At 65.6% G+C, this 14336-nt stretch carries 1 protein-coding gene; it reads left to right on the top strand.

Annotated elements, in window-relative coordinates:
* Positions 1 to 114: 114 nt before the first annotated feature.
* Positions 115 to 14336: non-ribosomal peptide synthase/polyketide synthase (locus J4E53_RS26075; protein WP_207268214.1), on the top strand; the 14222-nt coding region annotated here is incomplete at its 3' end.

Genomic DNA, 14336 nt, shown 5'->3' with positions numbered 1-14336 from the left:
GTCCTGCCCCTTCCTGACACAAATTCCCAAACGCTAATTTTTCCGGCTTGCATTCGTTTCATAGGGACGACTTGCCTTTGTGCCTTGTGCCCACTGATTCCGGATACCCCAGAAATGAATGCTGAAGACGCCTTGAAACTTGCTCGCCGGTTTATCGGGTTGCCCCTGGAAAAGCGCCGGATGTTCCTGGCCGCGTTGGACAAGGAGGGCGTGGAGTTCAGCGGTTTTCCCATTCCCCGGGGTGTCGAGGCCGAGGATCGCCAGGCGTTGTCCTATGCCCAGCAGCGCATGTGGTTTCTCTGGCAACTGGAGCCGGGCAGCGGCGCCTACAACCTGCCGGGCGCGGTGCGGCTCAAGGGTGCGTTGAGCCTGCCGGCCCTGGAGCAAGCCTTCGCCAGCCTGGTGGCCCGTCATGAAACCCTGCGCACAGTGTTCCAGCGCCAGGCCGACGACAGCCTGCTGCAAGTCCCCTCCAACACAGCGCTGGCGATCAAGCGCCAGGACTTCAGCGCCTTGCCGGCGGCCGAGCGCGAGCAGGCGGTGCGCCAGGCTGCCGAAGCGCAATCGATGCAGCCTTTCGACCTGTCCAGCGGCCCGTTGCTGCGGGTCGAATTGCTCACCCTCGATGAGCAGGAACATGTGCTGCTGCTGACCTTGCACCACATCGTCTCCGACGGCTGGTCGATGAACGTACTGATCGACGAGTTCATCCGCTGCTACGACGCCCATGAAGCAGGCGTGGCGCCGCAACTGGCCGATTTGCCGATCCAGTACAGCGACTACGCCCTGTGGCAACGCCGCTGGCTGGAAGCTGGCGAGCAGGCGCGTCAACTCGAATATTGGCAGGCGCAATTGGGCGATGAGCATCCCGTGCTGGAACTGCCCATCGATCACCCACGCCCGGCGATGCCCAGCTATCGCGGCACGCGCTTTGAGTTCGCCGTGGAGCCGGCACTGGCCGAGCAACTGCGCGCCACCGCCCAGCAGCACAACATCACCCTGTTCATGCTCCTGCTTGGCGCGTTCAACGTGCTGCTGCATCGCTACACCGGCCACACCGATATCCGCGTCGGAGTGCCCATCGCCAACCGCAACCGCGCCGAAACCGAAGGGCTGATCGGCTTCTTCGTCAACACCCAGGTATTGCGCACCGAGCTCGGCGGCCAGACCCGTGTCGATGAGCTGCTGCGCACGGTCAAGGAAGCCGCCCTCGGCGCCCAGGCCCATCAGGACCTGCCGTTCGAACGGTTGGTGGAAGCCCTGAAACTGGAGCGCAGCCTTAGCCATACACCGCTGTTCCAGGTGATGTACAACCACCAGCCACAAGTGGCCGACATCGCCAGCATCCGCACGGCGTCGGGGCTGGAGTTGTCGATGCTGGAATGGCAGAGCCGCACCACGCAGTTCGACCTGACCCTCGACACCTGGGAAAAGGCCGGCAAACTGCATGCGGCGCTGACCTACGCCAACGATCTGTTTGATGCCGCCACGGTCGAGCGCATGGCTCGGCACTGGACACGGTTGCTGCACGGCATGGTCGCCGACAGCCGCGCGCTCGTCGGTGAATTGCCGCTGCTGGAAGCCGATGAGTACCAGCGCCTGATCCATGACTGGAACCCGGTGGATGCGCCGTTCGACCAGGCGCTGTGCATCCACCAGATGATTGCCCGCCAGGCCCAGGCTACGCCGGATGCACTGGCGGTGACCTTCGCCAACATCCGACTGAGCTACAGCGAACTCGACGGCCGCGCCAACCGCCTGGCCCATAAACTCATCGAATTGGGCGTGGGCCCGGAAGTGCGCGTGGGTGTGGCGATGCCGCGCTCCGAGCACCTGCTGATCGCCTTGCTGGCGGTGCTCAAGGCCGGCGGCGCCTACGTGCCGCTGGACCCGGACTACCCGACCGAGCGCGTGGCCTACATGCTCGATGACAGCCGCGCCCGGGTCTTGCTGACCGAACAGGCGGTGGCGGCGACGCTGGACGTGCCGGCCGAAACCGCCGTGCTGATGCTGGATCGGATCGAGCTGGGGCAGTACCCACTGGGTGCACCGGTCACCCACGTCACGCCCGACAACCTCGCTTATGTGATCTACACCTCCGGCTCCACCGGTCAACCCAAGGGCGTGGCGATTGCCCATCGCAACGTGCTGGCGCTGATCGATTGGTCCCGATCGGTCTACAGCCGCGACGACATCCAGGGCGTACTCGCCTCCACGTCGGTGTGCTTCGATTTGTCGGTATGGGAACTGTTCGTGACCCTGGCCAACGGCGGCTCGCTGATCATCGCCCGCAATGCCCTGGAGTTGCCGCAATTGCCGGCCCGGGATCAGGTGCGACTGATCAACACCGTGCCCTCGGCGATTGCCGCGTTGCAGCGCAGCGGCGAGATCCCGGCCAGCGTGCGCATCATCAACCTCGCTGGTGAGCCACTGAAGCAAAGCCTGGTGGATGCGCTATACCCACAACACCCTTCCTGTGGGAGCGAGCTTGCTCGCGATAGCGGCGGGTCAGCCCCCCATGGACCAACTGACAGGGCGCCATCGCGAGCAAGCTCGCTCCTACAGGGGGTAGAGCATGTCTACGACCTCTACGGCCCCTCGGAAGACACCACCTATTCCACCTGGACCCGGCGCACCGCCGGCGGCACGGCGAACATCGGCCGGCCCCTCAAGCACACCGCCAGCTACCTGCTGGACGCCGACCTGCAACCGGTGCCCCAAGGCGTCTCGGCGGAGCTGTACCTGAGCGGCGCGGGCATCACCCGTGGTTACCTCGGCCGTGCCGCGATGACCGCCGAGAAGTACGTGCCCAACCCGTTTTCCACAACCGGCGAACGCCTGTACCGCACCGGCGACCTGACCCGCTACCAGGCCGACGGCGCCTTGCAATACGTCGGTCGCATCGACCATCAGGTCAAGGTCCGCGGCTTCCGTATCGAACTGGGGGAAATCGAAGCGCGCCTGCTGCAACAACCCCAGGTGCGCGAACTGGCGGTGCTGGCCCAGGACGGCGAGCACGGCCAGCAACTGGTGGCCTTCATCGTCCCGCGCGAGGCTGCGGTGCTGGCCGACGCCGAGGCCCAGGTGCAATTGCGCGAAGCCCTCAAGGCCGCCCTGCGCGAACACCTGCCGGACTACATGGTGCCGGCCTACCTGGTGTTCCTCCCACAACTGCCGCTGACCCCCAACGGCAAGCTCGACCGCAAGGCGTTGCCGGCCATTGACGGCAGCGAGCAGCAGCGGGAATTTGTCGCGCCCCACAGCCCCATGGAAAAAGCCCTGGCGGCGATCTGGCAGGACGTGCTGAACCTCGACAGCATCGGCCTGGAAGACAACTTCTTCGAGCTGGGCGGTGATTCCATCGTCTCGATGCAAGTGGTCAGCCGGGCGCGGCAAGTCGGGATTGTGCTCAATCCCAAGGCCCTGTTCCAACACCAGACCCTGCGCAGTCTGGCGCTCGTCGCGCGCCAGGGCGACAGCCAGGCGATCGATCAGGGGCTGGCACGCGGCGCGGTGCCGTTGACGCCGGTGCAGCAGTGGTTCTTCGAGCGCGATATTCCCGAGCGGCAACACTGGAACCAGTCGCTGCTGCTGGTGCCGGGCGAACACCTTGATGCCGTGGCATTGGTCTCGGCCCTGGCCCGCCTGGCTGAGCACCATGACAGCCTGCGCCTGCGCTTTACCCAGGTGAACGGCCAATGGCAGCAAGCCTATGCCGAGCCGTCGGCGGCCAGTGTGTTGTGGCAGCGCCAGGCGACCTCGGTCGAACAACTCAACGCCCTGTGCGACGACGCCCAGCGCAGCCTCGACCTGGAAGACGGGCCACTGTTGCGGGCGTTGCTGGTGGACATGGTCGACGGCAGCCAGCGCTTGTTGCTGGCGATCCATCACCTGGTGGTGGACGGTGTTTCCTGGCGCGTGCTGCTGGACGATCTGCAGCAGTTCTACCGCCAACTGCAGGCCGGCCAGGCGATCCAGGTGCCGGTCAAGACCAGCGCTTATGGACAATGGGCCGCGCACCTGCACGGGCATCTCGATGGCTTCATGGCCAGCCTCGATTACTGGCGTGCCCAGGGTCATGCGCCGGCCGGCAACGGCTTGCCGTGCGATTACCCCGAGCGCCTGCTGCTGGCGTGTGACGAGCGCAAGGTGCAAGTGCGGCTGGACGCCGAACAGACCCGCCAACTGCTGCAACAGGCGCCCAAGGCCTACCGCACCCAGGTCAATGACCTGCTGCTGACGGCCCTGGCCCGTACGGTGTGCCGCTGGACCGGCCAGGACAGCACGCTGATCCAGCTCGAAGGCCATGGCCGTGAAGCGCTGTTCGATGGCGTTGACTTGACCCGCACCGTCGGCTGGTTCACCAGCCTGTTCCCGGTCAGCCTCAGCCCGGTGCCGGCATTGAGTGCGTCGGTCAAGGCCATCAAGGAACAACTGCGCGCCGTGCCGGACAAGGGCCTGGGTTATGGCGTGCTGCGCTACCTGGGCGAACCGACGGTGCGTGCCGAACTGGCGGCCTTGCCGGCGCCGCGTATCACCTTCAACTATCTGGGCCAGTTCGACCGGCAGTTCGACGACGGCGCGCTGTTTGTTCCCTCTGGTGAAGGCAGTGGCGCGGCGCAACATGCCCGGGCACCGCTGGCGAATTGGTTGACGGTGGAAGGCCAGGTCTATGGCGGCGAGCTGTCCCTGAACTGGGGTTTCAGCGAGCGGATGTTCAAGCAGCAGACCATCGAGACACTGGCCGCTGACTACCTCGCTGAACTGAGGGCGTTGATCGAACACTGCTGCGCGCAGGAAACGCCACAGGCCACGCCATCGGACTTCCCCCTGGCCCGCATCAGCCAGGCGCAACTCGACAGCCTGCCGGTGGTCGCCGGGCAGTTGGACGATCTCTATCCGCTGTCGCCCATGCAGCAGGGCTTGCTGTTCCACACCTTGTACGAGCAGGCGGCAGGGGAATACATCAACCAGTTGCGCGTGGACGTGCAGGGCCTCGATCCACAGCGCTTCGCCGACGCCTGGCAGGCCACCCTCGACGCCCAGGACATCCTGCGCAGTGGTTTTGTCTGGCAGGGCGATCTCGAACAACCGTTGCAGATCGTCCATCGCCAGGTCGAGTTGCCCTTCACGGTCCTCGATTGGCGCGGGCACGATCACCTCGCCGAGGCCCTGAATGAATGTGCCGACGCCGAGCGCCGTCAGGGCTTCGACCTGGCCCGGGCACCGTTGCTGCGCCTGGTGCTGGTGCAGACCGAGGCCGAGCGCTGGCACTTGATCTACACCCATCACCACATCCTGATGGACGGCTGGAGCAATGCCCAATTGCTGGGTGAAGTCTTGCAGCGCTACAGCGGTCGCTTGCCCAAGGCCAATGTCGGGCGTTATCGCGACTACATCGCCTGGCTGCAACGCCAGGACGCTCAACTGAGCGAGACGTTCTGGACCGGTCAGTTGGCCATCCTGCAAGAGCCGACGCGGTTGGCGCGCGTCATGTCCGCCAGCGAAATCCACAGCGGCCATGGCGATCACTTCCAGACCCTGGACGCGACCCGCACCCAGGCCCTGGAGCAGTTCGCCCGCCAACAGAAAGTCACCCTCAACACCCTGGTGCAAGCGGCGTGGCTGTTGCTGCTGCAACGCTACACCGGCCATGACAGCGTCGCCTTCGGTGCCACCGTGGCCGGGCGTCCGGCGGATCTGCCGGGCATCGAGCAACAGGTTGGCCTGTTCATCAACACCTTGCCGGTGATCGCCGCGCCACGTCCGGACCAGTCGGTCGGTGCCTGGCTGCAAGCCGTGCAGGCACAGAACCTGAGCCTGCGGGAGTTCGAGCACACGCCGTTGGCGGACATCCAGCGCTGGGCCGGCCAGGGCGGCGAGGCGCTGTTCGACAACATCCTGGTGTTCGAGAACTACCCGATTGCCCAGGCCCTGGCAGAAGGCGCGGGGCAGGGCGCGGTGTTTGGCGAAGTCAGCCACCTGGAGCAAACCCATTACCCGTTGAGCGTGGCGGTGACCCTCGGCGAGACGCTGGCGCTGCACTACAGTTTCGACCGGGCGCATTTCAGCCCGGCGGCCATCGACGGCATCAGCGCGCAGTTGTTGCAGTTGTTGGAACGCTTCGCCGAGTCGGCGGCGCGCAACCTCGGGCAAATCGCCCTGGTCAGCGTCGAGGAACAGGCCCGGCAACAGGCCGCCAATCATCCGCAGCCGTACCCGACCGACATTGCCGTGCATCAGCGCATCGCCGATCTGGCGGCGCACAAGCCCGACGCGACGGCGGTGATCTTCGACGGCCAGCGTTTCAGCTATGGCGACCTCGACCGGCGCGCCAACCAGTTGGCCCACGCCTTGATTGCCCGTGGCGTGGCCCCGGAAACCCGGGTTGGCGTGGCCCTGCCGCGCAGCGAAGGGGTGATCGTCGCGCTGCTGGCGGTGCTCAAGGCCGGCGCGGCCTATGTGCCGCTGGACACCAGTTACCCACGGGAACGCCTGGCGTACCTGATCGAGGATTCGGGGCTGGCGTTGTTGCTCACCGATTCCCGGGTGTCGGCGCAGTTGCCCCTGGACGGCGCCGCCCAGGTGCTGGAACTCGACCGCCTGGACCTGAGCCTACAACCGACGAACGCCCCAGCCGTGGGTATCGATCCGCAGAACCTGGCCTACGTGATCTACACCTCCGGCTCCACCGGCAACCCCAAAGGCGTGAGCGTGGCCCACGGTCCGCTGGCGATGCACTGCCAGGCCATCGGTGAGCGCTATGAAATGCAGGGCAGCGATTGCGAATTCCACTTCATGTCCTTCGCCTTCGACGGTGCCCACGAACGCTGGCTCACCAGCCTGACCCATGGTGCTTCGCTGTTAATCCGCGACGACAGCCTGTGGACCCCGGAACAGACCTACAACGCCATGGCTGAGCACGGCGTGACCGTGGTGGCGTTCCCGCCGGTGTACCTGCAACAACTGGCCGAACACGCCGAGCGCGTGGGCAACCCGCCGAAAGTGCGCATCTACTGCTTCGGCGGCGATGCGGTGCCCAACGCCAGTTTCGAACGGGTCAAGCGCGCCCTCGATCCGGACTTCATCATCAACGGTTACGGCCCGACCGAAACCGTGGTCACCCCGTTGATCTGGAAGGCCGGCCGCGACGTGGCGTGTGGCGCCGCCTATGCACCCATCGGCAGCCGCATCGGCGACCGCAGCGCCTACGTGCTCGACGCTGACTTGAACCTGCTGCCCCAAGGCATGGCCGGTGAACTGTACCTGGGCGGCACCGGGCTGGCGCGGGGCTACCTGAACCGTCCGGGCCTGACAGCCGAACGGTTTGTCGCCGACCCGTTCAGCCGCAGTGGCGGCTTGCTCTACCGCACCGGCGACCTGGTGCGCCAACGCGTCGATGGCACCTTCGATTACCTGGACCGCATTGACAACCAGGTGAAGATCCGCGGTTTCCGTATCGAACTGGGTGAAGTCGAAGCCAGCCTGCAAGCCCTCGACGGCGTTCGCGAAGCGGTGGTGGTGGCCCAGGAAGGGGCTGCTGGCAGCGGCAAGCGTCTGGTTGCCTATGTGGTGGCCGACGAGTCCGTGGGTGAGGCTTTCGCCGAGCACTTGCGTGACCAGCTCAGGGCGACTTTGCCGGCGCACATGGTCCCGGCCTATCTGCTGCTGCTCGAACGCCTGCCGCTGACCCCCAACGGCAAGCTCGACCGCAAGAACCTGCCCAAGCCCGACGTCAGCCAATTGCAGCGAACCTACGTGGCACCGCGCAGCATGTTGGAACAGCAACTGGTGTCGATCTGGCAGGACGTGCTCAAGCTCGCGCAAGTGGGCCTGCGGGATAACTTCTTCGAACTGGGCGGCGATTCCATCGTCTCGATCCAGGTGGTCAGCCGTGCTCGCCAGGCCGGTATCCACTTCACTCCCAAGGACTTGTTCCAGCACCAGACCATCGAGGCGCTGGCGGCGGTGGCCCAGACGGGCGCACCGCTGCAAGCGATCGATCAACGACCGGTCACCGGCGAAACGGCGCTGCTGCCGATTCACCAGTGGTTCTTCGCCCAGGCGATTCCTGACCGTCATCACTGGAACCAGTCGGTGATGCTCAAGCCGACCCAAGCGCTGGATGCCCCGGCGCTGGAGCAGGCCTTGGATGCCCTGGTCGCGCACCACGACAGCCTGCGCCTGGCCTTCATCGAGCAGGCCGCAGGCTGGACGGCGCGCTACCGTGACGGGGTGGCCGACGGGATTGTCTGGCAAGCCGACGTCGCCGATCTCGCCGCACTGCAAGCCCTGGGCGATCAGGCCCAGCGCAGCCTGCAACTGGACGGCGGCTCGCTGATTCGCGCGGTGCTGGCGAACCTCGCCGATGGCACCCAGCGTTTGCTGCTGATCGTGCATCACCTGGTGGTCGACGGGGTGTCCTGGCGGATCCTCGTCGAAGATTTGCAGACGGCCTATCGGCAGGCACTGACCGGCGCAACCGTGCAGTTGCCGGCCAAGACCAGCGCGATCCAGGCCTGGACCGAAGCGTTGCAGGGCTATGCTCGCAGCGCATCCTTGCAGGCCGAACTGGGTTTCTGGCAGCAACAGTTGCAAGGCGCCTCCACGGCGTTGCCATGGGATAACCCCCAGGGTGGGCGGCAACAGGCTCAGGCCATGACTGTCCGCACGTCACTGGACAAGTCCCTCACCCGGCAGCTGTTGCAGCAAGCCCCGGCGGCCTATCGCACCCAGGTCAATGACCTGTTGCTCACCGCCCTGGCGCGGGTGATGGTGCGCTGGACTGGCGCTGACAGCGTGGTGGTGCAACTCGAAGGCCACGGTCGCGAAGAACTGTTCGAACACATCGACCTGACCCGCACGGTCGGCTGGTTCACCAGCCTGTTCCCGGCTCGCCTCACACCCGCTGCCGAACTCGGTGCTTCGCTGAAGCAGATCAAGGAACAGCTGCGCGCCATCCCCCATAAGGGCATCGGTTTCGGTGCCTTGGCGCACCTGGGCGATGCGCCGGCGCGGCAAGCGTTGCAGGCCTTGCCGACGCCGCAACTGACCTTCAACTACCTCGGCCAGTTCGACGGCAGTTTCGCGGCGGCTGACGATGCCCTGTTCGTGCCCACCGCCGAGCATGGCGGTGAAGAGTTGAACATGCAGGGCCCGCTGGGCAGTCCGCTGGCGCTGGACGGCAAAGTCTTCGGCGGCGAGCTGGACTTGAGCTGGACCTTCAGCGGCGACCTGTTCAACGCTGCGACCATCCAGCGCCTGGCCGATGACTACCTGCAAGAACTCACCGCGCTCATCTGCCATTGCTGCGACAGCCAGCACCGTGGCGTGACGCCGTCGGACTTCCCGCTGGCGCGGCTGTCCCAGGCGCAATTGGACACATTGGTCCGAGACCCTCAGGCTGTCGACGACATCTACCCGCTGTCGCCGATGCAACAGGGCATGCTGTTTCATTCCTTGCTCGGCCACGGCAGTGGCGATTACATCAACCAGATGCGCCTCGATGTGGAGGGCGTCGACCCGCAGCGTTTCCGCGCCGCCTGGCAGGCGGTGGTCGATGCCCATGACATTCTGCGTACCGGGTTCTTCTGGCAGGGCGACCTGGAGCAGCCGGTGCAAATCGTCCAGCGTCAGGTCGAGGTGCCATTCCGTGTGCTCGACTGGAACGGGCGGACGGATATCGACGACGCCTTGCAAACCCTCGCCGATGAAGAACGGGCCCAAGGTGTGGACCTGACCCAGGCGCCGTTGCTGCGCCTGGTGCTGGTGCGCACCGGCACGGATCGGCATCACCTGATCTACACCAACCATCACATCCTGATGGATGGCTGGAGCAGCGCGCAGTTGCTCGGCGAAGTGTTGCAGCATTACCGCGGCGACAGCGTGGCCCGCCCGACTGGCCGTTATCGCGATTACATCGCCTGGCTGCAACGTCAGGACGCGAGCCTCGGCGAAGGGTTCTGGACGCAACAGCTACGCACGCTGGATGAGCCGGTGCGCCTGGCCCAGGTGTTTGCGCGCCCGGCACAGGACGTCTCGGCGGCGCTGTACGGCCATCACCGCATGCAGTTGGATGGGATGCAGACCCAACGCCTGGCCGAGTTCGCCCGCCAGGCCAAAGTCACCGTCAACACCCTGGTGCAAGCGGCCTGGCTGTTGCTGTTGCAACGCTACACCGGCAAGGCCAGTGTGGCGTTCGGCGCAACGGTGGCGGGGCGGCCGGCGGACCTGGTGGGCGTCGAGGGCCAGATCGGCCTGTTCATCAACACCTTGCCGGTCATTGCCAGCCCGCGTCCGGAACAGGACCTGGGCGACTGGCTGCACAGCGTCCAGGCGCAGAACCTGGCCTTGCGCGAGTTCGAGCACACGGCGCTGTTCGACATCCAGCGCTGGGCCGGCCTGGGCGGCGAAGCCTTGTTCGACAACATCCTGGTATTCGAGAACTACCCGATTTCCGAAGCCTTGGCACACGGTGCGCCTGAAGGCTTGCGTTTCGGTGCGGTGGACAACCTGGAGCAGACCAACTATCCGCTGACCCTGCTGGTCAGCCTCGGTGCCGAGCTGGCAGTGCAGTTCAGCTACCAGTGCGCTCGTTTCACCGAGGCCTCGGTCGAGCAGATCGGCGTGCACCTGCAACGCTTGCTGCTGCAAATGATCGACGCCGGGCAACGGCCTCTGGGCGAACTGAGCGTGCTCGACGAGCGCGAAACCCGCCAGCACGTGCAAGGCTGGAACGCCACCACGGCGGAATATCCCCAGGCGCGCTGCGTCCATCGGCTGTTCGCGGCCCAGGCCCGGCAAACGCCGGATGCCACGGCGCTGGTGTTCGCCGATCAGGTGCTGAGCTATGGCGAACTCAATGTCCGGGCCAACCGCCTGGCCCATTGTTTGATCGAACAGGGCGTGGGGCCCGATCGGTTGGTCGGTGTGGCGCTGGAGCGTGGCGTGGACATGATTGTCGCCTTGCTGGCGATCCTCAAGGCCGGTGGCGCCTACCTGCCGCTGGACCCGGCGTTCCCCCAGGATCGCCTGGCCTACATGATCGAAGACAGCGGCATCGAGCTGCTGCTGACCCAACGTTCATTGCTCGACCAGTTCTGTGGGAGCGAGCTTGCTCGCGATAGCGGTGGTTCAGTCAATGATGATGTTGAAGGTGAGGGCCTCATCGCGAGCAAGCTCGCTCCCACAGGGGGCGGTGGTGGTGTGAATACGTTGGTGTTGGACCAGGAGGGTGACTGGCTCGACGGTTATGCCTGCGACGCGCCGGCGCCGGGCCTGGATGCGGAGCACCTGGCCTACGCGATCTACACCTCCGGCTCCACCGGCAAACCCAAGGGTGTGATGGTGCGCCACGGCGCGCTGACCAACTTCGTCGCGAGCATGGCCCAGGCGCCGGGCATGACGGCCCAGGACCGGGCGTTGTCGCTGACCACGTTCTCGTTCGATATTTTCGGCCTGGAAATCTACGTGCCGCTGATGGTCGGCGCGTGCATCGTGCTGACCGGCCAGCACGTCGCCCAGGACCCGTACGCGGTGTTGGCGCTGATCGCGGCCGAGCAGGTCAACGTGGTGCAGGCCACGCCGTCGACCTGGCGCATGTTGCTGGACAACGAGCACGCCCAGGGTTTGCGCGGCTGCAAATGCCTGTGCGGTGGCGAGGCGCTGCCCCAGGAACTGGCCGTGCGCATGCTCGCCCTCGGCGGTGAAGTGTGGAACCTCTACGGCCCGACGGAAACCACCATCTGGTCGGCCTTGCACCCGTTGCAAACCCAGGCCGCGCAACCCTGGCTGGGCGGGCCTATCGACAACACGGCGCTGTACATCGTGGGCGCCGACCTGATGCCGGTGCCCTATGGCGTGGCCGGTGAATTGCTGATCGGCGGCCAGGGTCTGGCCCGTGGTTATTTCCAGCGTCCGGCGCTGACCGCCGAACGTTTCGTGCCCCATCCGTTTGTCGCCGGCGAGCGCCTGTATCGCACCGGTGACCTGGCGCGCCAGCGGGCCGACGGCATCCTCGAATACCTCGGGCGCATCGACCATCAGGTGAAGATTCGCGGGTTCCGCATCGAGTTGGGCGAAATCGAAGCGCGCCTGCTGGAACAGGACAGCGTGCGCGAAGCGGCGGTGCTGGCCCAGGAGGCACCGGGCGGCCAAGCGCTGGTGGCGTACATCGTTCCAACCGCCGAACTGAATGACCTGGATGCCGGCGCCCAGAGCGCCCTGCGCGACAGCCTCACGGCCCGGCTCAAGGTCAACCTGCCCGACTACATGGTGCCGGCGCACATGGTGGTGTTGCCACGCTTCCCGCTGACGCCCAACGGCAAGCTGGATCGCAAGCAATTGCCCAAGCCCGATGCCAGCCAGTGGCAGAAAACCTATGTCGCGCCGCAGACACCCGTGCAGCAGGCGGTGGCGATGATCTGGGCCGATATCCTCAAGGTGCCGCAGGTGGGCCTGGACGACAGTTTCTTCGAACTGGGCGGCCATTCCTTGCTCGCCACCCAGGTGATGTCGCGGATTCGCCAGCAACTGAATATCCAGGTGCCGTTGCGCCTGTTGTTCGCCCATAACAGCCTGCGGGCGTTTGTCGAGGCCATGGGCACGGCATCGGCCCACGATGAACCGGGCATTCCACGCATTCCTCGCGACCAGCCGCTGGCGCTCTCGTTCGCCCAGCAACGGCAGTGGTTCCTCTGGCAACTGGAACCCACCAGCAGCGCCTACCACATTCCGGCGGCCCTGCGTTTGCGCGGCGCCCTCGACCGTGCCGCGCTGCAACAGAGCTTCGATGCACTGGTGGCGCGTCACGAGAGCCTGCGTACCCGCTTCGTGCTCGACAATGAGCGTCCTCTGCAAGTGATCGACGAACCAGCGCCGTTGGCCCTGGCGGTCGAATCGCTCGAAGCCGGCGTCGATGAACGTACCTTGCGCGGCTTGATCGAAGCCGAAACCCGGCAACTGTTCGATTTGCAGCGCGGTCCGTTGTTGCGGGTCAAGTGGCTGCAACTGGGTGCTGAGGACCATGTGCTGATCCTGACCCAGCACCACATCGTGTCCGATGCCTGGTCGATGCAGATCATGGTCGACGACCTGCTGCAGTTGTACGCAGGTTTCAGCCAGGGCCAGCCGGTGGCGCTGGCGCCGCTGCCGATCCAGTACGCCGACTACGGCCACTGGCAGCGGCAGTGGTTGGCGGCGGGGGAGCAGCAGCGGCAACTCGATTACTGGATCGAGCAGTTGGGCGGCGAGCAACCGATTCTCGAACTGCCGACCGACCATCCGCGCCCGGCCCAGCAAAGCTATCGTGGCGCACGGCTGCCCATCGTCATCGAACCGGCCCTGGCCGAAGGCCTCAAGCGCCTGGCCCAGCAGCACAACAGCACGCTGTTCATGCTCTTGCTGGCCGGCTTCCAGACCTTGCTGCACCGCTACAGCGGCCAGGACGACATCCGCGTCGGTGTGCCGATCGCCAACCGTAACCGGGTGGAAACCGAGCGTCTGCTGGGCTTCTTCGTCAACACCCAGGTGCTCAAGGCCGACATCGATGGCAACCTGCGATTCGACCAGCTGCTCGATCAGGTCAAGCAACGGGCCCTCGGCGCCCAGGCCCACCAGGACCTGCCGTTCGAACAACTGGTGGAGCGGCTGGAACCGGCGCGCAACCTGAGCCATACGCCCCTGTTCCAGGTGATGTTCAACCATGCCAGCGATGCCCGCCGGGACCTGTCGGCGTTGCCGGGCCTGAGCCTGGAGCAACTGACCTGGGACTCGGGCACCGCCCAGTTCGACCTGACCCTGGACACCTTCGAGTACGCCGATGGCCTCAGCGCCGCGCTGACTTACGCCAGCGACCTGTTCGAGCCGAGCACCATCGCCCGCCTGGGTGAGCACTGGCTGAACCTGTTGCGCGCCATCGTCGCCAACCCGACCCAGCGCATCGCCGAGCTGCCGATGCTGGACAGGACGCAGCGGCGCCTGATCGTCGAGGACTGGAACCGCACCTACGCCGACTACCCGAACCATCTCCCGGTTCATCATTTGATCGAAGCCCAGGTCGAGCGTGATCCCCACGCCGAGGCGCTGGTGTTCGAAGGGCAGTCGCTGAGCTATGCCCAACTCAACGCCCGCGCCAACCAGTTGGCTCACGCCTTGATCGAGCGCGGTGTCGGCCCGGATGTGCTAGTGGGCATCTCGGTGCAGCGCAGCGTGGAAATGGTGGTCGGGTTGCTGGCGATCCTCAAGGCCGGTGGCGCCTACGTGCCGCTGGATCCGGAATACCCGCCGGAGCGCCTGGCCTACATGATCGAGGACAGCGGCATCGAGCTGCTGCTGAC

This window comes from Pseudomonas sp. FW305-28 (assembly GCF_017351395.1).
GTDB classification, from domain to species: Bacteria; Pseudomonadota; Gammaproteobacteria; order Pseudomonadales; family Pseudomonadaceae; genus Aquipseudomonas; species Aquipseudomonas fluorescens_AA.
Note: the sequence above shows the minus strand (reverse complement) of the source record. Positions and strands in the feature narration are given on the sequence as shown.